The sequence below is a fragment of the Erwinia sp. MYb416 genome (assembly GCF_037479575.1).
GTDB lineage: Bacteria > Pseudomonadota > Gammaproteobacteria > Enterobacterales > Enterobacteriaceae > Erwinia > Erwinia rhapontici.
Genome location: NZ_JBBGYT010000419.1, coordinates 66,226 through 91,074, shown reverse-complemented (window position 1 = coordinate 91,074; position 24,849 = coordinate 66,226). Strand labels below are relative to the sequence as shown.

The window sequence follows — 24,849 nt, the reverse complement described above, 5'->3', positions numbered from 1 at the left end:
CGAAAATAATTCGAGGTGCATGAAGGCAGCTTGAAGTATGACGGGTATAGAAAAGCAGGCCTGATTGACAGGCCTGTCTGGCAATCAACCGCGATAGACGCAGCCAGCGGTGCAGGTCTCTTTCACCAGTACGGCGCTTAACAGTGGCAGAACCGGCTTCATCTGTTGCCAGATCCACTCTGCCAGCACTTCGCTGGTCGGGTTTTCAAGCCCAGGGATGTCGTTGAGATAATAATGGTCCAGACGATCATAAACGGGTTTGAACGCCGCCTTGATCTCTGAAAAATCCATTACCCAGCCCGTATGCGCATCCACTTCGCCAGTAATTTCCAGACGAACCATAAAGGAATGCCCGTGCAGGCGGCCGCATTTGTGCCCTGCTGGCACATTCGGTAAATGGTGCGCGGCTTCGAATTGAAAATCTTTAAACAGCGTAGTCGCCATAGTGACAGTCTCAGTCTTTATCAATAAAACCGCCGCAGGATACCGGAAAACAGCTTTTTTCGCACCCGTTTCCCGGCTAAACGCGATAAAGGGAAATACCTGTTAAAGGTGTTGTTTTTAACTAATTGAATAATATGAAAATAATTAACCTGTTTTGTCGCTAATGCTTACCATAAAAACCGTTTAGTCATTTTGGTTATTAATTATTTCCAACCCTTATTTAAGGGTTATTATGCTTGCCCTTACCCTGTTGTTAATAGATCTCTGACTGTGGAATTTTCAACGCAATGACGACTCAGGCACCCTCTAACATGCTTCCGTTAAATCCGGACCAGCTTGCCCGCTTACAGGCAGCCACCGGTGATTATTCCCCCACCCAGATGGCGTGGCTTTCCGGTTATTTCTGGGGCATGGTCAATCAGGCGCCGGGTGCGGCAGTCGCCAGCGCTCCCGCTGCGGTTGAGGTGCCAACCGTCACTATTCTCTCTGCGTCACAAACCGGGAATGCACGCCGTCTCTCTGAACAGCTGCGTGATGACCTGCTGGCCGTGAAACTGAACGTTAACCTGGTGAATGCCGGTGACTATAAATTTAAGCAGATCGGGCAGGAGAAGCTATTGGTCGTGGTGACCTCCACGCAGGGCGAGGGGGAGCCGCCGGAAGAAGCCGTTGCGCTGCATAAATTCCTGATGTCGAAGAAAGCGCCAAAAATGGACGGCAGCGCCTTTGCGGTGTTTGGTCTGGGGGATACGTCTTACGAATTTTTCAGCCAGGCCGGAAAAGATTTTGACAACAAACTGGCTGAACTGGGCGGGGAGCGTCTGCTCGATCGCGTTGATGCTGACGTGGAGTACGCGCAACAGGCCGAAGCCTGGCGTAAGCAGGTGGTGGATGTTCTTAAAGCTCGTGTGCCGGATACCAGCGCGGGTCAGATTGCCGCAGCGGCAACAGGTAGCGTGAATGAAATTCACAGCAGCCCCTACACCAAAGAAACTCCGCTGACCGCCAGCTTTGCGGTCAATCAGAAAATCACGGGCCGTGACTCCGATAAAGATGTGCGCCATATTGAAATTGATCTGGGTGATTCCGGGTTGCGTTATCAGCCGGGCGATGCACTCGGCGTATGGTTCGAAAATGACCCGCTGTTAGTCAAAGAGCTGCTTGAACTGCTGTGGCTGAAAGGCGACGAGACAGTTACCGTGAACGGCGAGACGTTACCCCTGGCAGAGGCTCTGCAAAAACATTATGAACTGACGGTCAATACCCCGCAGATCGTCGAGCAGTATGCCCAGCTTTCCCGTAATGAAGCGTTACTGGCGCAGATTGACGAGAAAGCCAAACTTCACCATTACGCGCAGAACACGCCGATTGTTGATATGGCGCGTTACGCCCCGACTGAGCTGAACGCTGAGCAGTTACTCGGCTTGCTGCGTCCGCTGACGCCGCGCCTCTATTCGATTGCTTCTTCGCAGGCTGAGAATGAAACCGAAGTGCATATCACCGTTGGTGCTGTGCGCTTTGAGATTGAAGGCCGTGCGCGTGCTGGCGGGGCTTCCAGCTATCTTGCTGATCGTCTGGAGGAGGATGCAGAAATCCGTGTCTTCATTGAGCACAACGATAATTTCCGTCTGCCAGCCAATCCGGATGCACCGGTGATTATGATTGGCCCGGGCACCGGGATTGCACCGTTCCGCGCCTTTATGCAGCAGCGTGATACGGAAGGGGCTGGCGGTAAAAACTGGCTGTTCTTCGGTAATCCACACTTTACCGAAGACTTCCTGTATCAGGTTGAGTGGCAGCGTTACGTGAAAGACGGTTTGCTGACAAACATTGATTTAGCCTGGTCCCGCGACCAGGATCATAAAGTGTACGTACAAGATAAAATCCGTGCGAAAGGTGCGGAACTGTGGCGCTGGATCGAAGAGGGCGCGCACATTTACGTCTGTGGCGATGCAAATCGTATGGCTAAAGACGTTGAGCAGGCATTACTGGAAGTGGTAGCCGAATTCGGTGCAATGGACACCGAAACGGCGGATGAATTTTTAAGTGAGCTGCGCATTGAGCGCCGTTATCAGCGAGATGTGTACTAATGAGCAATGAAAAATACCCAGGGCCGTTGGTGGTCGAAGGCAAGCTGGTCGACGCTGAACGCCTGAAAAAACAGAGTAACTATCTGCGTGGTGGCATTGCCGAAGACCTGCACGACGGGCTGACCGGCGGCTTCAACGGCGATAACTTCCTGCTGATCCGTTTCCACGGTATGTACCAGCAGGATGACCGTGATATCCGTGCTGAACGCACAGAGCAGAAACTGGACGCACGCCATGCGATGATGCTGCGCTGCCGTTTGCCGGGCGGTATCATGACGCCGAAACAGTGGCTGGCGATCGACAAGTTCGCCACCGATAACACGATTTACGGCAGTATTCGTCTGACCAACCGTCAGACTTTCCAGTTTCACGGCATTCTGAAAGGCAACGTTAAACCGGCGCATCAGATGCTGCATGAAGTGGGTCTGGATGCGCTGGCGACCGCCAATGACGTGAACCGTAATGTGCTGTGCAGCTCAAACCCGATTGAGTCTGAACTGCATCAGGAAGCGTACGAGTGGGCCAAAAAGCTGTCTGAGCATCTGCTGCCACAGACCCGCGCTTACGCCGAAATCTGGCTGGATCAGGAAAAAGTGGCCACCACTGACGTTGAGCCGATCCTGGGTGAAACCTATCTGCCGCGTAAGTTCAAAACGACCGTAGTGGTGCCGCCGCATAATGACGTCGATTTGCACGCCAACGACCTGAACTTTATTGCGATTGCCGAGAACGGCAAGCTGGTGGGCTTTAACCTGTTGGTGGGCGGCGGATTGTCTATCGACCACGGGAATAAAGCCACTTACGCACGCACCGCCAGTGAGTTCGGTTATCTGCCGCTGGAAAAAATTCTCGATGTGGCCGAAGCCGTCGTCACCACTCAGCGTGACTGGGGTAATCGTACCGACCGTAAGAACGCAAAAACTAAATACACGCTGGAGCGCGTTGGCCCGGATGTGTTTAAAGCGGAGGTGGAGCGCCGTGCAGGGCTGACCTTCGAGCCGACCCGTCCGTACGAATTCACCACACGTGGCGATCGTTTTGGCTGGGTTAAGGGCATTGATAATCAATGGCACCTGACGCTGTTTATCGAAAATGGTCGTTTGCTGGACTACCCAGGCCGGCCGCTGAAAACCGGTCTGGCCGAGATCGCTAAGATCCATCAGGGCGACTTCCGCCTGACGGCGAATCAGAACCTGATTGTTGCCGGGGTGCCGGAGTCAGAGAAAGAGAAGATTGAACAGCTTGCGGTGTCACACAGTCTGATGGAAAACGTCAGTCATCAGCGTGAAAACTCGATGGCCTGCGTGGCCTTCCCGACCTGCCCACTGGCAATGGCTGAAGCGGAGCGTTTCCTGCCAGAGTTTGTGACGCGTGTTGAAGGCATCATGAATAAGCACGGCGTGGGTGATGAGCATATTGTCCTGCGCGTAACGGGTTGCCCGAATGGCTGTGGCCGTGCGCTGCTGGCTGAGGTGGGCCTGGTCGGCAAGGCGCCGGGGCGTTACAACCTGCATCTGGGCGGTAACCGCGTGGGTACACGCATTCCGCGTATGCACAGTGAAAACATCAATGAAGAGCAGATTCTGGCAACGCTGGATGAGCTGGTTGGCCGTTGGGCGAAAGAGCGCGAAGCTGACGAAGGTTTCGGTGATTTCACCATCCGTGCCGGGATCGTCCGGCCGGTACTCGATCCGGCCCGTGATTTCTGGGAATGAGGGAGGCGTGATATGGCAGTTCTCGATCTGACGACACTGAACGCATTACCGAAGGTGGAGCGCGTCATGGCGCTCGCCGAAATCAACAACACGCTGGATAAACTGTCTGCCGAAGACCGGGTGATCTGGGGTCTGGAGAACCTGCCGGGCGAGGCCGTGCTGACCTCCAGTTTTGGCATTCAGGCGGCGGTCAGTCTGCATCTGGTTGCGCGTCAGAAGCCGGATATTCCGGTGATCCTGACGGATACCGGCTATCTGTTCCCAGAAACCTATCAGTTTATCGATCAACTGACGGAGAAGCTGGATCTCAACTTACAGGTGTTCCGCGCAGAGCACAGCCCGGCGTGGCAGGAAGCGCGTTATGGCAAGCTGTGGGAGCAGGGCGTAGAGGGCATTGAGCGTTACAACCAGATCAACAAGGTTGAACCCATGAACCGTGCGCTGGAGACCCTGAACGCCCAGACATGGTTTGCCGGCCTGCGCCGCGATCAGTCCGGGAGCCGGGCGCATTTGCCGGTGCTGGCGATCAAGAAAGGCGTCTTTAAGCTGTTGCCGATCATCGACTGGGATAATCGTCAGGTATATCAGTATCTGCAACAGCATGGCCTGAGTTACCACCCGCTGTGGGAGCAGGGTTATCTCTCGGTGGGGGATACCCACACCACGCGTAAATGGGAACCGGGGATGGCAGAAGAAGAGACGCGTTTCTTTGGCCTGAAGCGCGAGTGCGGCCTGCACGAGTAGTGTTACTTGTTACCAAATTAGCGTCGTGGCCGGGTTTCTTTAAGCATCTGTAGTGGCCGACCTTCTTTTCCGGTCGGCCAGTTAAGATGACTATAAAAATTTATTTTTTCCATTCCTGTTTTGCTGGTTCGCTTAATCTTCCCACTCATTATCGATGTGGTAGAAATATTTTCTACTCCCTTGGGTGAAGTCCACCCATCCAAGCCCACTGGAGTGAATTCTCTACTCGCCTGAACAAATACAGGGAAAAGTAATGAAAACCAAAAAATCACTTTTCTTATTCCCATTTCTTGTATTCGATCCCGTTTGTCCCCTCATTTTTTGACAGGAAACTTACAGTTTTCATTCATCTTCCCATTTGTTATTCAGATAAAGGAATAACCTCTTCTTCCCTGCGTTCACTTTATCCTCAAAATATACAGAGCCAAGGCCGCTATCGTGCAGTCCCCAAACCCCATAAGATCCATCTTTAAATGTAACAGTGCCAGAAGCGATACAAGGAGAGTAGTATTCGTGAACCCATCCTACGCCAAATTCGTCCTCCCTGGCCTTGGCAAAGTAATCGATTAATTCCTTTTTTGTGGGGTTGAAAAGCTTACACCATTTAGAATATCCCTCTGTATCTTCAACACTAGAAGCATAGTGACCACCCTCTAATATTTCAATATGATCCACCTCCCTGCCCGCATGAGTGTATAAAGTTAAAAATAGCAGGGGGTAGAATAAATTTTTTTTTATTCCCATTTTGCTGTACTCGCTTCCGTGTTGTTTTTTCTGCCTACATTGGGATGTCTATGGATTTCAGTCATAGGAACGTTAAATGTTGAAGTAAGCTCTGCAACGAGCCATTTAAGAGACTCGTTCTGCTTATCTGTAACAGTCTCGTAAACTTCATTACCTTTAGGGCCTGCGGCCTTTCCAACTATTTCAATGCCTATGCTATCGGTGTTATTTGGAAAACGCTCCGGGAAGTTCTTTTCTCTTTCTATATCAGATATTTCCTTGGATATTTTTCGTTCCCAAAATTTTTTAGTGTGCAATGCTATTAAACGAACTTCGGTAGGTTGACATGTTTTTTTTAAGAAGCATTTAGATTGCATCAAACCAACATGCCAGGTTGTTTTAAATAACGACGCTGTTTGATAAACCTTGCCATCTTTATCTATTAGAAAATGTGCTCCATTAGCAGCCTTGTTGGCATAACTGTTAAAAGTACTTTGAGCTGACGAACTATCAGTTTGATGCACGACAATACCATTAACGCTATCGAGACTCCCTCTCTCAATCGTTTTAAATATCTTTCTCTCGATGCGGTCATCATAAATATAACCGTCTTCATCTATATACATATTATCTTCCTTTATAAATGCACTAAGAGCCTATCCCATTAGGATCTAAATAGTCGCGTTAGCTTTAATGTCATAACCCATTGCTACCATGCCCATTATCTTCCCCTCTGCACTCTGTGGTAAGTATTCGAATTTCACTCTTGAAAAAAAAGGCCTACTTTCTCTATTGGTATTGGCATATGGACCATGCCAATCGGCTCGACACAAGTAATAATCAGTTCTTGCAATGTTATTTTTAAGAAGTCTAATGGAGAACCACCGGCTTTTCTGACGGTCAGAACAGCCTCCGGGATATGTTTTCCCGTCAGGCAATATTGAATGAGATTTGTCGAGGATCTATCAATGTAATGTTTGAAATATAAATCGTGTACGGTTGATTTTCCTGCACCTCCGCCACTTCCAGAGTGCATATTAGCTGGCTGAGCGACTGACCAGTTCCACCTCAAGACTTCGATTTCCCCTTTATGAGAAAAATCCAGTGACTCACCTTCAACGCCATTGATTTTTATAAACATATCCTGAGCCATACATTCTCCTTGTTATGGGCATTCAGTGATAACGTGCTGCCTTCCTCTGTTATGGTGCCGCAAGCGAAGCCTAAAAGGCCCCATAAAAGAAATGGGGACCCTATCAGTTATCTGCTGCAACATCAGTAGTGAATTTACCTGGATTATCAGAAGTCTCGGCGCGATCGCATTCAGGATTGTACTATCCCCATAATCAGCACCACCAAAATGATCACAGCCAAAAATGGCCATTGCGGGCTGAACGGCTGTCGTTGCCAGGCCGAGGATCACAGCGACTACTTGAAATTGACGTATCCTTCCGTGGGATTTTCGCCTTTTCTGGCCGCGATGCTGTTGCCAGAGAGGTGAACGTGATGGGACAGGTTAGCCAGGTCTCTGCGGCATGGATGCCGCAGCGAAGCCCCCAGGGAAGGGTTTACGGCGTCCTGGCGTTCTGCCCATTGCGGTCACCGGTGCTCTGTATTAAAGCGGGGTAGCTGTTGGTATCGGGACCATCAAATCCCGGTCAGTGCCGCAAACTTATCCGCAGAGCGGGTGATATTCACTTTTGTCACTTCGTAGCTGGCGACTTTCTGGAACGGATCTTCCGCCAGGATAACGTCCAGCTGCTTTCTGTCCATTTCTTTCACCATGATCATGCCGCCGGTGCGCGGATCTTTACGCCCGGCGCTGATAAAGGCCCCGGCGGTAAAGTAACGATTAATCCAGGCAACGTGAGGTTCCAGCAGCGCTTCCACTTCTTCCATGGGACGGGTGTAGGTCAGAAAGACGATATACATTCATCACTCCAAAACATTAAGGATTAGCCAGTTCGCGAATCAAGGGCAGCAGCACCGCCACCGAATCATGTGCACGGTGGGTGATACGCCCCGGTAACCAGCGGTCAATATAGGTCAGATTATCACGCTGTGCCTGATGGCGCAGCGCAACAGGGAAGTGCTGGGCGATACTACGCGGCAGCTTGCCGGATGGCGCATCGCTGGCGTTGACCGACAGCAGCGGGAAGCCGGCGCGGTCGAAGGGGGTCTCTTCACTCGCTGTCTGCGCCGAACTTTTGATGCCCAGATGACGGGCCAGTGTCATGGCGCGATCGCGCGTCTGCCGGGCCACGGCTTTGGGGGTTTTGCTGCCGCTGGTAAACGTCAGATGGCTGCCGATAATCAGGCTGTCGAGATTAATTACCAGCAGCGTATTGTGTTTCTCTTCGGGGGTCATACGCGAAAGGTAGTCTTCGCTGCCCTGATGACCAATCTCTTCGCCGCTCAGGGCAACGAAACGCAAACTGTAATGCTGTGGCTGACTACTGAGCCGCTGTGCCAGTTCCAGCATCACCCCGAGGCCGGAGGCATTATCATCCACGCCCTGATTGGTGAGACCACCGAGGTTATTTTGCATCTCGCTATCATTGTGCGGCGTCCAGCTGTCGCTGTGGGCGATAATCACAATCTGCTGTGCGACCTGGCCTTGCCGCGCCGCAATCACCGAGGTTGCATTGACGTTGCGCCATGTCACATCACCGCTCTGATGTTGATAGGCATAACGCGTGGTGAAACGACGCTGGTTGCTGTGATAGCCAAGCTGGGTGAACTGCTGCTGCAGATAATCGGCGGTCAGCATATCCGCCGGGCTGCCCGCCATTCTGCCGGGAAAATAGGTGGCAATATGCCGCAGTTGCTGTTCGGCGATACTGCCTGTCTTTATACTGACGGCATTCGTACTGAAATTGATGCCGCAAATGAGCAGTGCTGCCAGCATCCCCTGGCGCAGAAGGGTTACCATGGATCATTCCTTAAAACCTGTCGCATCAGGCTATTTTACTTGCCATTTTGAACCTGGGCAGTGCTCAAAATCCTCACGTACTGCGTGTACGCTGCGGGATTGAGCGCTGTCCGGGTCCAAACTGGCTGCGACAATTACGCCTAATCATTTAGGCATTGATACGTCGTCAGTGACGATACGTACGAAAATTTTTGCGCAGTTAGTATGAAATTGTGACGGCCGTTAAACAATTTTAATCTCTCTGAAAGGTGCGAAATATCATCTGTTAAGCACATTTTGTTCTCAGCTTTACCGGGGCGTTATTCCATTCGGTAACTACTCATTCCAATTAGTAATTTCATAAGCCTTAAGCGCGGGACGTATAGTCCCCTTAACAATAGTGATATAGACAGGGTTCACGTGGATTATCTCCCTCTTTTTGCTGATATCAGACACAAGCCGGTGCTGGTGGTTGGCGGTGGCGATGTCGCTGCACGCAAAATCGAACTGCTGCGCCGCGCCGGTGCGCATGTGCTGGTCGTGTCACACCATCTGTGTGAAGAACTGGCCGCATTGCATGACAGCGGCAGTATCGAATGGCTGGCAAAGGATTATCAGGCCACTCAGCTTGATCAGGTGTTCCTGGTGATTGCCGCCACCGATGATGGCGAACTCAATGGTCAGGTCTATCTGGATGCCACTGCGCGCCGTCTGCTGGCCAACGTGGTTGATGACCAGCCAAAATGCTCCTTTATTTTTCCTTCTATTGTTGATCGTTCCCCGCTGGTGGTCGCGATCTCCTCCAGCGGCACTGCGCCCGTACTGGCACGCCTGCTGCGTGAAAAACTGGAATCGCTGCTGCCTGCGAACCTGGGACAGATGGCGCATATTGCCGGCCAGTGGCGCGGGAAGGTGAAAGCCCGCTTCAACAAGATGTCCGACCGCCGCCGTTTTTGGGAAAAAGCCTTCAACGGCTTATTCGCCAATCAGGTCGCCTCCGGCAATCTTGAAGGGGCTAAACGCACGCTGGACCAGCAGTTGACTGACCCGGAAGCCCCGCAGGGAGAGATTATTCTGGTGGGTGCCGGGCCTGGCGACAGTGGCCTGCTGACCCTGCGTGGCTTGCAGGTGATGCAACTGGCTGATGTGGTGCTGTATGACCATCTGGTCAGCGATGAAATTCTGGATTTAGTGCGCCGCGATGCTGACCGCATCTGCGTGGGTAAGCGCGCTAACGCCCACAGTGTTCCGCAGGAGGAAACCAACCGCCTGCTGGTAAAACTGGCGAAGCAGGGCAAACGCGTTGTGCGCCTGAAGGGCGGTGACCCGTTTATCTTTGGCCGGGGGGGCGAAGAGCTTCAGGCCGCCGTGGCCGCTGGCATTCCCTTCCAGGTGGTGCCGGGCGTGACCGCAGCAGCAGGGGCGACCGCCTACGCGGGCATCCCACTGACTCACCGTGACCATGCACAAAGCGTTCTGTTCGTCACCGGACAATGCCGTGCGGATGGCAACGGCACCGACTGGCCATCGCTGGCCCGTTCACGTCAGACGCTGGCTATTTATATGGGGGCCATGGCGGCAGGCGACATTGCCAGCCAACTGATGGCGCACGGGCGCGATCCGGCCACCCCGGCTGCGGTGATTAGCCGCGGCACCCGTCAGGATCAGCAGGTACTGACCGGGACCTTACAACAACTTGAAGAACTGGCACGAAACGCCCCAACTCCGGCGCTGTTAGTGATTGGCGAAGTGGTCAAACTGCATGACGAGTTGGCATGGTTTCAACATTCAGCGCAGCAGGACGGACGCGAGTCCCCTGTTGTGAATTTGGCTTGAGGAAAAGATATGGATCAGAAACGACTCACTCATCTGCGTCAACTGGAGGCGGAAAGCATCCATATTATCCGCGAAGTGGCCGCAGAGTTCGGCAACCCGGTGATGATGTACTCTATCGGCAAAGACTCATCGGTGATGCTGCACCTGGCGCGTAAAGCCTTCTATCCGGGAACACTGCCGTTCCCGCTGCTGCATGTTGATACTGGCTGGAAATTCCGCGAAATGTACGAATTCCGCGATCGCATGGTGAAAAATATTGGTGCAGAGCTGCTGATCCACCGCAATCCGGAAGGCGTGGCGATGGGCATTAACCCGTTCGTTCACGGCAGTGCCAAACACACCGACATTATGAAAACTGAAGGGCTGAAGCAGGCGCTGAATAAGTACGGTTTTGATGCGGCCTTCGGTGGCGCACGCCGTGATGAAGAGAAATCTCGTGCGAAAGAGCGCATTTATTCCTTCCGTGACCGCTTTCATCGCTGGGACCCGAAAAATCAGCGGCCTGAGCTTTGGCACAACTATAACGGTCAGATTAACAAAGGCGAAAGCATCCGTGTTTTCCCGCTGTCCAACTGGACAGAGCTGGATATCTGGCAGTACATCTTCCTGGAAAATATCGAGATTGTGCCACTGTATCTGGCCGCGGAACGCCCGGTGCTGGAGCGTGACGGTATGCTGATGATGATCGACGACGATCGCATTGACCTGCAACCGGGCGAAGTGATCGAGCAACGTATGGTGCGTTTCCGTACCCTCGGCTGCTGGCCACTGACCGGCGCCGTCGAGTCCGAAGCGCAAACGCTGCCTGGGATCATCGAAGAGATGCTGGTTTCCACCACCAGTGAGCGCCAGGGGCGCATGATTGACCGCGATCAGGCCGGCTCAATGGAGCTGAAAAAACGCCAGGGCTACTTCTAAGGAACCGTCATGAATACAGTAATTGCACAACAGATTGCCGACCAGGGCGGCGTGGAAGCCTGGCTGCACACCCAGCAACATAAAAGCCTGCTGCGCTTTCTTACCTGCGGCAGCGTGGACGATGGCAAAAGTACGCTGATTGGGCGTCTGCTGCACGACACACGTCAGATTTACGAAGATCAGCTCTCGTCACTGCACAACGACAGTAAACGTCATGGCACCCAGGGCGAAAAACTGGATCTCGCGCTGCTGGTTGATGGTTTACAGGCTGAACGTGAGCAGGGCATTACCATTGACGTGGCCTATCGCTACTTCTCCACCGAGAAGCGTAAATTCATTATCGCCGACACGCCGGGCCATGAGCAGTACACGCGCAACATGGCGACCGGCGCTTCAACCTGCGATCTGGCGATCCTGCTGATCGATGCGCGCAAAGGCGTGCTCGATCAGACCCGTCGCCACAGCTTTATCTCCACTCTGCTGGGTATCAAGCATCTGATCGTCGCCATCAACAAGATGGATCTGGTGGAGTACAGCCAGGAGACCTTCGAGCAGATCAAACAGGATTACCTGGATTTTGCCGGGCAGTTGCCAGGCGATCTTGATATCCGCTTTGTGCCGCTGTCGGCGCTGGAGGGCGAAAACGTCGCCTCCCCGAGCGACGCGATGAACTGGTACAGCGGCCCAACGCTGCTGGACGTTCTGGAAACCGTGGATGTACAACGCGTGGTGGAGCAGCAGCCAATGCGCTTCCCGGTACAGTATGTTAACCGCCCGAACCTCGACTTCCGCGGCTACGCCGGGACGCTGGCCTCCGGCATTATTCAGGTCGGACAGCGGGTGAAAGTGCTGCCATCTGGCGTGGAGTCTGCCGTTGCGCGCATCGTGACGTTCGATGGCGATCTGGAGCAGGCTGCCGCCGGGGAAGCGATTACTCTGGTGCTGAAAGACGAAATTGATATCAGTCGTGGCGACCTGCTGGTGGCCGCGGATGCTGACCTGACGCCGGTGCAGGCTGCGGCAGTGGATGTGGTCTGGATGGCGGAAAAACCGCTGGTGCCGGGCCAGAGTTTCGACGTGAAAATTGCCGGGAAGAAAACCCGTGCGCGCGTGGAGCGCATTCAGCATCAGGTGGAGATCAACAACCTGACGCAGCACAACACCGATGAATTGCCGCTGAACGGTATCGGGCTGGTGGATCTGATCTTCGATGAGCCAATGGTGCTGGATCCGTACCAGCAAAACCCGGTGACCGGCGGGATGATCTTTATCGATCGCCTGAGCAACGTGACCGTTGGCGCGGGTATGATCCGTCAGCCGCTGGACGATGTGCAACAGAGCAGCGGTGATTTCAGCGCCTTTGAACTGGAACTGAATGCACTGGTGCGTCGTCATTTCCCACACTGGAATGCACGCGACCTGCTGGGCGGTAAGTAATATGGCGCAGCATGATGAAAATGTGGTGTGGCACGCGCATCCGGTCAGCCGGGAACAGCGTGAGCAGCAGCATGGTCATCAGGGCGTAGTGCTGTGGTTTACCGGGCTGTCAGGTTCCGGTAAATCCACCGTCGCTGGCGCGCTGGAGCAGGCACTGCATCGGTTGAACGTCAGCAGCTATCTGCTGGACGGGGATAATGTGCGTCACGGCCTGTGCCGCGATCTCGGCTTCAGTGATGACGATCGTAAAGAGAATATTCGCCGCGTCGGTGAGGTGGCGAAGCTGATGGTGGATGCCGGGCTGGTGGTATTAACCGCCTTTATCTCCCCTCATCGTGCCGAGCGTCAGATGGTGCGCGACATGGTCGGGGAAGGGCGTTTTATTGAAGTCTTTGTCGACACGCCGCTGGCTATCTGTGAAGTACGCGATCCGAAGGGGTTATACAAAAAAGCCCGAGCCGGGGAGCTGCGAAATTTCACCGGTATCGATGCAGTGTATGAAGCCCCTGAACGAGCGGATATTCATCTGGATGGTGAACAATTGGTAACACATTTAACCCGCCAGTTATTAGACGTGCTGCGCCAGCGAGATATTATCAAACCCTGAGAGAGCTTCGGCTAACGCCCGTTTGCGGGCAGTTATCAGGCGGAGGCAGTTTGGCCTCCGCCTAAGCATCAACGGGAAGTCTATGCAAAACGTTACCCCCATGCTGGCAGGTAAAGACGAACGCGAGCGGGAAGAGCCGTCATGGGCCATCCCTGGTGGCGCGATGGGCTTTGTTTCATGGTGGGTCGCGCTGGCGATCCCTTTCCTGCTGTATGGTTCCACTACCCTGTTTTTTTTCCTCTACACCTGGCCTTTCTTCCTGGCACTGTTACCGGTGTCGGTGCTGGTGGGAATCGCCGCGACTATGCTGCTGCGTGAGCATTTTGTCTGGGCTGCGCTGGCGACGGTGCTGCTGGTGATCGCCCTTTTCTGGCTGTTATTTACGCTTCTCACCGGCTGGTGACCCGTCAGTGAGATGTGCAAATACATCGCAACGTTACAAAATCTATCAGTGCAGGGCGTTTTAATGCTCTTTTTTGCTGTTTTTTAACGCGTATTGACGCCGTATTCTGAGAAAGTGGTTCTATTTCATCGACGGAGTGGAGTCATACCAAAAGTTATGGGATGATTGAGCCGTTTTTCAGGGGGCGGGGATGGGCAAACTTACGTTGCTGTTACTTGTACTTCTCGGCTGGCTGCAGTATTCGCTCTGGCTGGGCAAGAACGGCATTCATGATTATACACGCGTTAATGAGGATGTTGCTCAGCAACAGGCCAATAACGCCAAGCTTAAAGCGCGTAACGATCAGCTTTTTGCCGAAATCGACGATTTAAACGGCGGTTCGGAAGCGATCGAGGAACGCGCACGCAATGAGCTGGGGATGATTAAACCCGGCGAGACCTTCTATCGCCTTGTGCCGGATCAAAACAAACGAAACGCGCAGCAGCGAACAGCCAGTCAGTAACCATCACCATGAGCATCATGAATAACGCCGAATCCTCTCCGGAGATCATCGCCATCGTCCCCGCTGCGGGGATCGGTAGCCGTATGCTCTCCGAGTGCCCCAAGCAATATCTCACCATTGGTGAAAAAACCATTCTGGAACACAGCATCGATGCGCTGCTGGCTCATCCGGCTGTCAGCCGGGTGATCGTGGCGCTCAGCCCGCAGGATATCCATTTTCGCCAGTTGCCGGTGGCCGCGGATGTGCGTGTGACGACGGTGGTCGGCGGCGGACTGCGCGCTGATTCGGTACTGGCAGGTTTGCAGGCGGCAAAAGAGGCGCAATGGGTGCTGGTGCATGATGCGGCTCGGCCCTGCCTGCATCTCAGCGATTTGACCCGACTGCTGGCACTGACCGCCACCAGCGAAGTGGGCGGTATTCTTGCCGCCCCGGTGCGCGATACGATGAAACGCGCCATCGGGGGCCGCAGCAATATTGATCATACCGTTGAGCGCGAAGCGCTGTGGCATGCGCTGACACCGCAACTTTTCCCGCAGGCGTTATTGCATGACTGCCTGCTGCGTGCGCTGAATGAAGGCGCCACGATCACGGATGAAGCTTCTGCGCTGGAATATTGTGGCTACCACCCTGAGCTGGTGAGCGGGCGCAGTGATAACCTGAAGGTGACAAGGCCGGAAGACCTGGCGCTGGCGCAATTTTATCTGACCCAAATACAACGTTAGGAGAACACATAATGCGTATCGGTCACGGTTTTGATGTCCATGCCTTCGGTGGCGAAGGCCCGCTGATTATTGGCGGCGTACGAATCCCTTATGAAAAAGGGTTACTGGCGCATTCTGATGGTGATGTTGCCCTGCATGCGCTGACAGATGCACTGCTGGGTGCGGCGGCACTGGGCGATATTGGCAAACTGTTCCCGGACACCGATGAGGCTTATAAAGGCGCGGACAGCCGCGAACTGCTGCGCGAAGCGATGCGCCAGATCGCCAAAAAAGGCTATCGCGTGGGCAACGTCGATGTGACGATTATTGCTCAGGCACCGAAAATGCTGCCCCATGCGCCGCAGATGCGCATCAATATTGCTGAAGATCTCGGGATCCATATGGATGAGGTCAATGTGAAAGCGACCACCACCGAAAGACTCGGTTTTACCGGGCGCGGTGAAGGCATCGCTTGTGAAGCCGTTGCCCTGTTGATGAAGGTGTAACCGATGGATTTAACCCAACAGGGCTGGCTGCACGGTCAGCCGGTTGCCAGCGGTGTGCTGAAGGCTCACGCGGAAGATTTCGTTGTGATCGAAGACCTCGGCTACGCCCCGGACGGTGACGGCGAACAGCTGCTGGTGCGTATTCGCAAAAATGGCTGCAATACCCGTTTTGTTGCCGAAGCGCTGGCAAAGTTTGTTGGCATTCATCCGCGTGACGTCAGTTTTGCCGGGATGAAGGATCGCCATGCGGTGACCGAGCAGTGGTTCTGCCTGCGTGTACCGGGCAAAGTCACTCCGGACCTCAGCGCGTTTGAGCTGACAGGCGTTGAGGTGCTGGAAAGCGCCCGCCATCGCCGCAAGCTGCGTACCGGGGCGTTACAGGGCAATGCCTTTGCGTTGGTACTGCGCCAGATTTCTGACCGTGATGCGGTGGAACAGCGCCTGCAATTGATTGCTCGTGACGGCGTACCCAACTACTTTGGCAGCCAGCGTTTCGGCCATGAGGGTAACAATCTGACGATGGCGCAGCGCTGGGCGGCAGATGAAATCCGCGTGCGTGAGCGCAATAAACGCAGCTTTATTCTGTCGGCTGCCCGCAGCGCCATGTTTAATCAGGTGGTCAGTGACCGTCTGGCGCAGCAGGGCTCACTGTGTAAGGTGCTGCCGGGCGATGCCTTGCAGCTGACCGGGCGCGGCAGTTGGTTTGTGGCTGAGGCTGCGGAGCTGGATACCCTGCAACAGCGCGTTGATGCCAGTGAACTGCGCATTACTGCACCGCTGCCGGGCAGCGGCGAGTGGGGTACGCGTGACGAAGCGCTGGCTTTTGAGCAAAACAGCCTGGCCGGTGAAGCTGCGCTGCTCGCGCTGATGGATCGTGAACGTGTGGATGCCGCACGTCGTGCAATGCTGGTGATCCCGCGCGATCTCCGCTGGAACTGGCTGGATGACGTCACGCTGGAGATGAACTTCTGGCTCCCGGCGGGCAGCTTTGCCACCAGCGTGGTGCGCGAACTGCTGTTGACCCAGGGCAGCGCAGCCGAGGTTGACGAGTAATTCCCCTTGCAGCAGAGCCTGATTCTCAGCAGGCTCTGCTGATTTATCCGCTTAAGTCAGTCGTTCCTTTCACTGTTTTCTCCCCGCTATCTTCTTCTTTTCTGGCGATTTTGCGAGAACCCGTACTTCCGTTACAATGCGCAATAATTTAACAATTTTGTTAATGGGAATACGGATGAACCAACCCCATCTGCCAGTGCCGGATAGCACAACGGCTTTCGTGCCTTTGAAGATTATTGCCAGCGGTGTGGCCCTGCCTCCCGGCTGCGTCACCTCAGCGATGCTCGACGAACGTCTGGGTATGAAACCCGGCTATGTTGAAAAACGCTCGGGTATCGCTCATCGCTTTCATGCCGATCACCAGGCCAGTCAGGCGCAACTGGGCGCCGATGCGCTGGCCGCTGCACTAAGTGCACAACATATCGACCCGGCTTCCATTGATTTGCTCATCTTCGCCTCGGCCATCGCCGTCCAGGCATTGCCATGCAGTGCCATACAGGTGCTCAAGCTGTCGCCTCTGACGCCGGGCACCGCGGTGTTTGATATTAACAGCAGCTGCGTCAGCTTTATTTCGGCGTTGCAGGTGGCGGGGGGATTAGTGAACTGCGGTGCCTATCGGCGCATTGCTATTGTGTCGACTGAGCTGGCGTCACGCGGTATTGACTGGGAGCATGAAGAGTCATCGCTGATCTTCGGCGACGGCGCGGCCTGCGCCATCGTGGAACGCGGTGACGGGCAAAGCGGCATTCTCTCCTGCCTGATGGAGAGCTGGCCGGATGGCAGTGAACTCTGTGAGATCCGTGCCGGAGGCACGCGCTGCAACCCGCGTGCGGGCATGCGCGACAGCGATTTTCTGTTCCATATGCAGGGCAAAAAACTGTTCCGTCAGGCCTCGGGGCTGATCGAAGATTATCTGGCGCGCCTGCTGGCGATGGCCGGATTGACTCTGGCACAGATCGCCACGGTGGTGCCGCATCAGGCCAGCCACCTGTCGCTGGAACATATGCGTAAACGGCTGAACGTCAGCAGTGATGCGCTGGTGGATATTTACCGTTATCGCGGAAACCAGGTGGCGGCATCGATTCCCAGCGCGCTGCATGAAGCGATGGTCACCGATCGTTTCCAAAAAGGCCCGGTGATGCTGATTGGTACCGCCGCCGGGTTAACCCTGGGTGGCATGGTGCTGCTGCCGTGAAGGTTCTGGTCACCGGAGCCACCAGTGGTCTGGGGCGCAACGCCGTTGAGTGGCTGCTGGCGGCCGGGCATCAGGTGCTGGCAACCGGGCGTGATGATGCGGTGGGAGAGATACTGCGGCAGTGCGGGGCGCAGTTTACCGCCCTGGATCTGGCCCGGGCTTCGGCTGCCGATTGCGCTGACCTGGTCGGCGAGGCTGAGGCCGTGTGGCACTGCGCTGCCAAGTCCTCGCCCTGGGGGCCGCGTGACGATTTCTGGCAGGCCAATGTTACGGCCACTGAGCGTCTGACGGCTGCCGCCGGGCAGCGGGGCGTTCGGCGTTTTATTCATATCTCCACGCCCTCAATCTATTTCGATTATTCCCCTCATCACGATATTGATGAAACCTTCCGCGCCCGGCGTTTTGCCAATCACTATGCTGCCAGCAAATATGCCGCCGAGCAGGTGGTGTTGCAGCGGGTGGCACAGCATCCTGCCACCACCTTTGTCATGCTGCGTCCGCGTGCGCTGTTTGGTCCACACGATCGGGTGATTGTGCCGCGCCTGCTGGCACAGATTCAGCGTGATAATGGCGTGCTGCGGCTGCCCAACGGCGGGAATACGCTGCTCGATCTGACCTTTGTACTCAACGTGGTGCAGGCAATGTGGCTGGCGACCGATGTACCCGACCTGGCTTCTGGCGCGGTGTATAACGTGACCAATCAGCAGCCGGTAACGCTGGCGGAGGTGTTGCGCCCGTTGCTTAACCAGCAGCTTGGGTTGAACTGCGCGATCCGCTCACTGCCTGCCAGCCTGCTTTACGGTGTGGCGGCATTGATGGAGGGGGCGGCGTTACTGACGCGGCGTGAGCCGTTACTGACCCGCTACAGCGTCGGCGCGGTGAGCCTGGATATGACCCTCAGCCAGCAGCGTGCCATCGATGAACTGGGTTATCGCCCGCATTATTCTATGGATGAGGCGATTGCGCTGACCGGGGCATGGTGGCGGCAGCAGGGAGTGGGTCAGCGTGGCTAAACTGACGACGTTCGAAGCGGGTTACTGCACTCACCGTGGCTGCATGGCACTGCGCGGTGCCGGGCTGCGCGTCTGCCAGTTTCCTGCCCGAGCCTGGTTGCTGGAGGCCAATAACCGCCGCTGGATATGGGATACCGGCTACGCCAGCCACTTTATTGATCACACCCGTCAGGGCATTTTCCGTCTCTATGCACAGCTGACCCCGGTCTATTTCTCGCCAGAGCAGGCGCTGGTGGCGCAGCTCGGCCAGGCCGGATATCAACCTGATGATATCCAGGGGCTGATTATTTCCCATTTCCACGGCGACCATATTGCCGGTCTGCACGATTTTCCGGGCGTTCCAATGATCGCCTCCGGGGAGGGCTGGCAGAAAACCCGCAGCCTGAAAGGTGTGCGCGCGCTGAAAAATGCTTTTGTGCCGGGACTGATCCCGGCCGATTTTGAGTCACGCCTGCATTTTGTTGAGCGCTTCGACGTTGTCGATCTTCCCGCTGAACTTCATCCTTTTGAGCGCGGCTGGCAACTGCCGGACAGCAACGGCGAAATTGTGCTGGTCGCGCTGCCGGGCCATGCTGCCGGGCATCTTGGCGCGTTTATCCTGCAGGATGATGGCTGGACGCTGCTGGCCAGCGATGCCGCCTGGTGCCCGGATAACTACCAGAAATTGCGCGGCCCCTCACGGCTGGCCAGTCTGATTATGGATGACAGCGCCGCCTATTACCGCACGCTCACCCAGCTGCACCAGCTCTGGCGTGGCGGCAAAGTGCGTATTCTGCTGTGTCACGAGGGGGATTTATGATCCCGGTACGTATGCTGTGGCACTACTTCCGTGCGCGGCGGCTGCGGTTTCGCGATCGCGCCGCGCTTGAGCGGTGGCAGGCCAGGCAGTTGCAACGTTTTGCCCGTCAGGTGATGGCGAAAAGTCCGTTCTATGCCCCGTTCTGTCATCTGCCGTTGTCGTCATGGCCGCTGAGTGACAAAGCGCAGATGATGACCCATTTTGATCAGATGAATACCGCCGGGCTGCAGGTCGATACGCTGCTCCAGTGTGCCCTGAAAAGTGAACAAGACCGCGATTTTGCGCCGAAAGTCGGGCGCTTCAGCGTGGGCTTATCGTCCGGCACATCCGGGCGGCGCGGCGTGTTTGTGGTGAGTCCACGGGAGCAGCGCATCTGGGCAGGCGGTATGCTGGCGAAGATGCTGCCACGCGGGCTGCTCTCCGGTGAACGTGTGGCGCTGTTTCTGCGTGCCGATAATCATCTCTATCACAGCGTGAATACCCGCTGGCTGAGCCTGGCGTTCTTTGATCTGTTCGCACCGTTCAGTGAGCATTTGCGTACGCTGCCAGCGTTTGCGCCGACGATTATTGTGGCGCCAGCGCAGGTCTTGCGGGCGCTGGCACTGGCCGTGCAGGGTGGGCAACTTAAACTGAGCGTCAGCCGGGTGATCTCTGTAGCGGAAGTGCTGGAACCGCAGGATCGCCAGCTGCTAGAAACGGTGTTCGGCGATGTGGCCGAGGTCTATCAGGCCACCGAGGGGTTTCTCGCGGCCAGCTGTTCTCATGGGCGCCTGCATCTTAATGAAGAATTTATCCATGTGGAGCCGGAGTGGATTGATGAGCGGCGCTTTACGCCGGTGATTACGGATTTCAGTCGCCGCACTCAGCCCGTGATTCGCTACCGGCTGGACGATGTGCTGGTCGCCGCAAATGAACCTTGCCCTTGCGGGCAGCCGACCCGGGTGTTGGAGGCTATAGAAGGACGTCGCGATGACCAGCTTCTGCTACCTGATATGAAGGGTGACGTGCAGGCCGTCTTTGCCGATGTGTGCAGCCGCGCGATTGCCCGTTCCCTGCCGCTGACCAGTGATTACCGGCTGGTGCAGACGGGGATGCTCGATGTGCAGCTGATTAGCGATGCGGATGAAGCGTCGCTGGTCGCCTGCCAGCAGGCGCTGATTGCGCTGTTCGCACAGCAGGGGATCGCCACGGAGAGACTGTGCTGGCAGCTCAGTGTACAGCCGCTGATGCCGCAGTTTGACCGCAAGCGGCGGCGTATTATTCGCCAAAAAGGAGAAGGCGTATGAATCTGTTACGTCGCTTAGTGGCAATGCTGTTGGGCTGGGGCAGTGTCGGCGTGATCTACACGTTCAGCGATCGCTGGCAGGGGCCCGGCACGGTGATGCACCCCGGTTTCGTTGACCGGATGATTCCGTTCAGTGCCGATGGCATCTGGCTCTACCTCTCTTTTTTCCTGCTGATCCCCGCGGGTTATCTGTTCTGCCGTCCGGAGAAACTGCGCTGGTTAACGGGCTCAATGATCCTCACCGCGCTGGTATGCGGTGCGGTGTATTTGCTGTGGCCCACCACGCTGGTCTATCCCATCGATCACGGTCAGGGGCTGAGTTCGCATCTGCTGGCGCAGCTGGTGGCCGCCGACTCAACACAGAACTGTTTGCCCTCGCTGCATATGGCGCTGTCGCTGTTGGCGGTCTGGGCGCTGTATCAGCCTGAACAACGCTGGCGCAGCGGGCTATTGTTATTGTGGGGGGCGCTGATCGCGGTATCGATTCTGCAACTGCGCCGCCACCTGTTTATTGACCTGGTCAGCGGTGCGCTGGTGGCGCTGGTCTGCGGCTGGATCTGCCTGCGGGCAGCACAGACGTTTCCTTATTCATGGAGAGAGCGGCAATGAGTGATCTGGTCGTGCCGATTGTGGCGATGGTCTTGCTGGTGATGGCCGAGGCGCTGGTGCTGAACCGTCAGGATAAGCAGCGGGTCAACTGGCATGATGTGGTGTTTAACCTCAACTCCGGCCATATCATGCTGTGGCTGTTTCGTGGCCTTGAGGTGACCTGTTACGGCTATGTGGCGCTGCACTTCAGCCAGCACTGGCTGGATGTGCTGCCGACCTGGGGACTGTGGCTGTTTGCGCTGCTGGCCTGGGATTTTGCCTTTTACTGGCTGCACCGCCTGCATCATCGTTTCAGTCTGCTGTGGGCCGTGCACGTCGTCCATCACCAGGGCGAGCACTTTAATCTGTCGCTGGGGGTGCGTAACTCCTGGTACTCTTCACTGACCTCGATTCCCTTTTTCCTGCTGCTGGCGATAGCCGGTGTGCCGCTGTCGGTGTTTATCACCGTATCGATTTTCCACTACAGCGTGCAGTTGTTTAACCACAACGCGCTGACGCCGAAGCTGGGCTGGCTGGAATATATTCTGGTGACGCCGAATCATCACCGTGTCCATCACGTTTGCGATCGCGCTTATTCCGATAAGAACTTTGGCGGCAGCTTTATTTTCTGGGACAAAATGTTTGGGACGTTTGCCCGCCTGCCAGAAACAGAGTATCGCTTCGGCACCGGTGGGGAGCGCTCATCCCGTAACCCGTTCTGGGCCAGTAACCGGCCATTTTTCCGGCTGCTTAAACTGCCATTTTCTCCGGCGAAAAGCGCGGCCACGTTTCATTGCCGCGCCCGCGCACTGACCAGCGGTATGCTGCTGTTATTTGTGCTGGTGGCGAGTTATGTCTGGATATATGGCTACGGCTATCAAAATATCGGCCGGGAGCAGGTGGCGCTGTTTGTGTTACTGGCGCTCGGGGCGGTGGCATTAGGTGGGTTGTCGGAAGGACGGCGCTGGAGCCCGCTGCTGTGGCTGGTGGTGGGGCTGGCGTATCCGGCGTGGTTTATCCTGTGCCGCGAGTCGGTTGAGATCTGGCTGGCCGGTGCACTGCTGGTGATGGTGCACAGCATCGCGCTGGCGGCGGGGTGGGGGCGTCAGGTGCTGATCCCGGAGGCCGAAAATGGCTAATTCACTGCCACCGCTGCGTTATCCTCCGGATGGCGAACAGGCTTTCCACCAGGCGTTGCAGCGTGCAGCGCATCAGTATCTTTCCGCATCCAAAGATCATCGTTTCGCCGGGCGCGGCGACTGGCTGAAAGCAGGGGTGTTACTGATACTTTGTGTCTCCTGCTATGGGCTGAGCCTGCTTCAGTCCAGCAGCGGTGGATTTGTTCTCTGCTATCTCCTGTTTATGCTGATGGCAATGCTGCTTAATATTGTGGTTAACCATGATGCCAGCCACGGTGTCTTCAGCCGTTCGCCGCGTGTTAATCGTCTTATCAGCCGCCTGGTGACGTTGCCGCTGGGGCTGGACCCGGATTACTGGCGCGTGCGCCATGTCCATTTTCATCATGTTTACGCCAATATCGAACATTACGATCTCGATACCGAAGAGAACGGTTTCTTCCGGCAAACCCCGTATCAGCGTTGGCGACCATGGATGCGCTGGCAGCATCTTTACTGGCCACTGGTGGCCGCACTGTCGCTGCCGTATCTGGCCTGGGTGTTTGACTGGGCCGACCGCTGCGGAAAAACGCCGCTGGCGGGAAGGCACGTGATGCCGGGTGTCCGCGGCTGGCTACTGTTTTGCGGCTGTAAGGTGCTGCATCTGCTGCTGGTTCTCGCTGTACCGCTGTGGGCTGCAGAACAGAATGGCATCGCGATGTCCGTGGTGCTGGGTGCCTGGCTGTGTAGCCAGATGATGGCTTCTTTGCTGGTGGTATTCCTGTTGCTGGGCACCCACTGGGCTGAGGCGGAGTTTTTCGAGGTCGGGCCTGACGGGAAGCTGCCGCAAGGCTGGTATCGCCATAACTTCGCCACCGCCTGCGACTGGCTGCCTTCGCCTGCCTGGATCGGGCATTTCACTGGCGGGCTAAATATGCACCTGACGCACCATCTGTTTCCCGGATGGCATCACCGGCATTATCCGGCACTGGCGGAGAGACTTGCCCGGCTTGCCAGCGAACACGGCATGAATTACCGCTGTATCAGTTATCGCGAACTGCTGCGGCGTCAGCAGACATTTTTACGCCGGATGGGACAGCCGGAGGAGGTTGCATGAACCCGCCACCGCTGCGTTTTTCCCGTGAAAATCTGCAATTTCACCGCGAGTTGACGCGAGCCACTCAGGCGTGGCTCGATCAGCACGGCGACCACCGTTTTGCCAACGGGGCGATGATCGCCAAAGCGGTGCTGCTGGCCTTACTGGCTGCCGGTTGCGGCTGGCTTGGCCTGCAGCAGACTCACTGGACGGGCTGGGCGGCTTGCCAGGCCGGGGTCAGTTTCTTTGCCATGCTGCTGACGATCAACGTGGTACATGATGCCTCGCATCAGGCTTTTTTCAGGTCAAAATCGGCCAATCGCTGGCTGAATGTGCTGGCTACCATTCCGCTGGGGCTGGACCCGGAGTGCTGGCGTGTGCGCCATGTGCTGATGCATCACACCGGAAATAATGTCATCGGGTATGACCCGGATATGGAAGAGAATGGCATTCTTCGCCAGTCGCGTTTTCAGCGCCTGCGCCCGCTAATGCGCTATCAGCGCTATTACTGGCCGCTGGTGGCTGCTCTGACGTTTCCCTATTATATCTGGCTGTTTGACTGGCTGGATCGCGCCGGGCAGACACGCGTAGGGGCGAAAATGCGCTTGCAGGGTATTAAAGGCTGGGCGGCTTTTTTACTGGTAAAAGTGGGACATTTTTTACTGGTGCTGGCGCTGCCCTTATGGCTGTTGCCGCCTTCATTAGGCATCGGCACAATCGTGCTGGTTTATCTTTCCTGTCAGATGCTGGCATCGCTGGTTTTTGTCATGCTGATTATCGGTACTCACTGGGCGAAAGGAAACAGCTACCAGCCCACCGAACAGGGGAAATTGCCCCACAGCCGCTACAGTCACCTGTTTGCGACAACCTGCGACTGGACGACGCGGCCGCACTGGCTGGGTTACTGGCTGGGCGGAATGAATCTGCACTTAACGCATCATCTGTTCCCCCACTGGAACCATCGTCACTACCCGATGCTGGCGGGGATCATTGCGCAGATCGCCGCACGTTATGGTTATGATTATCAGTGCCTGACGCTCACTCAACTGATGAGTTCGCAGCAACGTTTTTTACAGGAACTGGGGGAAGACAAGGCCGAAAGCTGATCGGCCCGCCCTGCGATGGCTCACTGGCATCCTTTATTTACCAGATATTTACACCTACCACT

At 55.7% G+C, this 24,849-nt stretch carries 25 protein-coding genes and 1 pseudogene; 20 read left to right on the top strand and 6 right to left on the bottom strand.

All coding sequences use genetic code 11. From position 1 onward, the window contains the following. Positions 1-84: 84 nt before the first annotated feature. Positions 85-444, bottom strand: coding sequence for a 6-carboxytetrahydropterin synthase QueD (queD, locus tag WH277_RS06120; protein WP_133846039.1), 360 nt, complete (start codon positions 442-444; stop codon positions 85-87). 287 nt (positions 445-731) lie between these two features. Between queD and cysJ the strand changes: the two genes are divergently transcribed. The 3 genes from cysJ to WH277_RS06105 are packed head-to-tail and all read left to right on the top strand — an operon-like array spanning position 732 to position 4,993. Next, positions 732-2,534 carry an NADPH-dependent assimilatory sulfite reductase flavoprotein subunit gene (gene cysJ / locus WH277_RS06115; RefSeq protein ID WP_339504992.1) on the top strand — a complete coding sequence of 601 codons (1,803 nt, stop codon included), beginning with the start codon at positions 732-734 and terminating at the stop codon, positions 2,532-2,534. Continuing rightward, positions 2,534-4,249 (top strand): assimilatory sulfite reductase (NADPH) hemoprotein subunit, encoded by a 1,716-nt coding sequence (gene cysI / locus WH277_RS06110; RefSeq protein WP_133846037.1) that lies wholly within the window; start codon positions 2,534-2,536, stop codon positions 4,247-4,249. The genes cysJ and cysI overlap by 1 nt, the downstream gene beginning before the upstream one ends. A 12-nt stretch (positions 4,250-4,261) precedes the next feature. Then, the gene (locus WH277_RS06105; RefSeq protein ID WP_133846036.1) at positions 4,262-4,993 is read left to right on the top strand and encodes a phosphoadenylyl-sulfate reductase; all 732 of its coding nucleotides are present in this window, start codon (positions 4,262-4,264) and stop codon (positions 4,991-4,993) included. 342 nt (positions 4,994-5,335) lie between these two features. On the opposite strand, the gene WH277_RS06100 is transcribed toward WH277_RS06105, so the two are convergent. The 5 genes and pseudogenes from WH277_RS06100 to WH277_RS06080 form a co-directional block, all read right to left on the bottom strand. Further along, complete coding sequence (locus tag WH277_RS06100; protein WP_159337944.1) at positions 5,336-5,668, bottom strand: hypothetical protein; 333 nt, start codon at positions 5,666-5,668, stop codon at positions 5,336-5,338. 59 nt (positions 5,669-5,727) lie between these two features. After that, positions 5,728-6,342 carry a peptidoglycan recognition protein family protein gene (locus tag WH277_RS06095; RefSeq protein ID WP_159337945.1) on the bottom strand — a complete coding sequence of 205 codons (615 nt, stop codon included), beginning with the start codon at positions 6,340-6,342 and terminating at the stop codon, positions 5,728-5,730. Positions 6,343-6,387: 45 nt separating this feature from the next. Beyond that, positions 6,388-6,869 (bottom strand): annotated as a pseudogene (locus WH277_RS06090) (Hcp family type VI secretion system effector). A 494-nt stretch (positions 6,870-7,363) separates the two neighbouring features. Then, positions 7,364-7,648: a YciI family protein gene (locus WH277_RS06085; RefSeq protein ID WP_159337947.1), complete on the bottom strand. Its 285-nt coding sequence runs from the start codon at positions 7,646-7,648 to the stop codon at positions 7,364-7,366. 16 nt (positions 7,649-7,664) lie between these two features. Beyond that, positions 7,665-8,648 (bottom strand): aminopeptidase, encoded by a 984-nt coding sequence (locus WH277_RS06080; RefSeq protein WP_339504987.1) that lies wholly within the window; start codon positions 8,646-8,648, stop codon positions 7,665-7,667. Between the two features lie 399 nt (positions 8,649-9,047). On the opposite strand from WH277_RS06080, the gene cysG reads away from it, so the two are divergent. From cysG to WH277_RS05995, 17 genes are all read left to right on the top strand, one after another. Beyond that, positions 9,048-10,463, top strand: coding sequence for a siroheme synthase CysG (gene cysG / locus WH277_RS06075; protein WP_133846032.1), 1,416 nt, complete (start codon positions 9,048-9,050; stop codon positions 10,461-10,463). A gap of 9 nt (positions 10,464-10,472) precedes the next feature. Further along, the gene (cysD, locus tag WH277_RS06070) at positions 10,473-11,381 is read left to right on the top strand and encodes a sulfate adenylyltransferase subunit CysD (protein WP_133846031.1); all 909 of its coding nucleotides are present in this window, start codon (positions 10,473-10,475) and stop codon (positions 11,379-11,381) included. Positions 11,382-11,390: 9 nt separating this feature from the next. Beyond that, a complete protein-coding gene (cysN, locus tag WH277_RS06065; RefSeq protein WP_133846030.1) occupies positions 11,391-12,818 on the top strand; it encodes a sulfate adenylyltransferase subunit CysN in 1,428 nt (475 codons plus the stop codon). Position 12,819: 1 nt separating this feature from the next. Beyond that, on the top strand, positions 12,820-13,425 hold the full coding sequence (gene cysC, locus WH277_RS06060; protein WP_133846029.1) for an adenylyl-sulfate kinase: 606 nt from the start codon (positions 12,820-12,822) through the stop codon (positions 13,423-13,425). 82 nt (positions 13,426-13,507) lie between these two features. Next, the gene (locus WH277_RS06055; protein WP_133846028.1) at positions 13,508-13,828 is read left to right on the top strand and encodes a DUF3561 family protein; all 321 of its coding nucleotides are present in this window, start codon (positions 13,508-13,510) and stop codon (positions 13,826-13,828) included. A gap of 190 nt (positions 13,829-14,018) precedes the next feature. After that, positions 14,019-14,330 carry a cell division protein FtsB gene (gene ftsB / locus WH277_RS06050; protein WP_133846027.1) on the top strand — a complete coding sequence of 104 codons (312 nt, stop codon included), beginning with the start codon at positions 14,019-14,021 and terminating at the stop codon, positions 14,328-14,330. Positions 14,331-14,347: 17 nt separating this feature from the next. After that, a complete protein-coding gene (gene ispD, locus WH277_RS06045) occupies positions 14,348-15,052 on the top strand; it encodes a 2-C-methyl-D-erythritol 4-phosphate cytidylyltransferase (protein ID WP_133846026.1) in 705 nt (234 codons plus the stop codon). Positions 15,053-15,063: 11 nt separating this feature from the next. Beyond that, positions 15,064-15,537 (top strand): 2-C-methyl-D-erythritol 2,4-cyclodiphosphate synthase, encoded by a 474-nt coding sequence (gene ispF, locus WH277_RS06040; protein ID WP_133846025.1) that lies wholly within the window; start codon positions 15,064-15,066, stop codon positions 15,535-15,537. A 3-nt stretch (positions 15,538-15,540) separates the two neighbouring features. Then, positions 15,541-16,590, top strand: coding sequence for a tRNA pseudouridine(13) synthase TruD (truD, locus tag WH277_RS06035; RefSeq protein ID WP_133846024.1), 1,050 nt, complete (start codon positions 15,541-15,543; stop codon positions 16,588-16,590). A gap of 175 nt (positions 16,591-16,765) precedes the next feature. Then, complete coding sequence (locus WH277_RS06030; protein ID WP_133846023.1) at positions 16,766-17,785, top strand: 3-oxoacyl-[acyl-carrier-protein] synthase III C-terminal domain-containing protein; 1,020 nt, start codon at positions 16,766-16,768, stop codon at positions 17,783-17,785. Next, a complete protein-coding gene (locus tag WH277_RS06025) occupies positions 17,782-18,798 on the top strand; it encodes an NAD-dependent epimerase/dehydratase family protein (protein WP_159337951.1) in 1,017 nt (338 codons plus the stop codon). Before WH277_RS06030 ends, WH277_RS06025 begins: the two co-directional genes overlap by 4 nt. After that, entirely contained in the window at positions 18,791-19,597 is an 807-nt protein-coding gene (locus tag WH277_RS06020; protein WP_133846021.1) for an MBL fold metallo-hydrolase, read from the top strand. Before WH277_RS06025 ends, WH277_RS06020 begins: the two co-directional genes overlap by 8 nt. Further along, positions 19,594-20,883 (top strand): F390 synthetase-related protein, encoded by a 1,290-nt coding sequence (locus WH277_RS06015; RefSeq protein ID WP_212815663.1) that lies wholly within the window; start codon positions 19,594-19,596, stop codon positions 20,881-20,883. The genes WH277_RS06020 and WH277_RS06015 overlap by 4 nt, the downstream gene beginning before the upstream one ends. Continuing rightward, the gene (locus WH277_RS06010) at positions 20,880-21,491 is read left to right on the top strand and encodes a phosphatase PAP2 family protein (RefSeq protein WP_227534984.1); all 612 of its coding nucleotides are present in this window, start codon (positions 20,880-20,882) and stop codon (positions 21,489-21,491) included. Before WH277_RS06015 ends, WH277_RS06010 begins: the two co-directional genes overlap by 4 nt. Next, positions 21,488-22,609, top strand: coding sequence for a sterol desaturase family protein (locus WH277_RS06005; RefSeq protein WP_159337952.1), 1,122 nt, complete (start codon positions 21,488-21,490; stop codon positions 22,607-22,609). Before WH277_RS06010 ends, WH277_RS06005 begins: the two co-directional genes overlap by 4 nt. After that, complete coding sequence (locus tag WH277_RS06000) at positions 22,602-23,702, top strand: acyl-CoA desaturase (protein WP_339504979.1); 1,101 nt, start codon at positions 22,602-22,604, stop codon at positions 23,700-23,702. The genes WH277_RS06005 and WH277_RS06000 overlap by 8 nt, the downstream gene beginning before the upstream one ends. Beyond that, entirely contained in the window at positions 23,699-24,787 is a 1,089-nt protein-coding gene (locus WH277_RS05995; protein WP_133846017.1) for a fatty acid desaturase family protein, read from the top strand. The genes WH277_RS06000 and WH277_RS05995 overlap by 4 nt, the downstream gene beginning before the upstream one ends. Positions 24,788-24,849 lie beyond the last annotated feature (62 nt).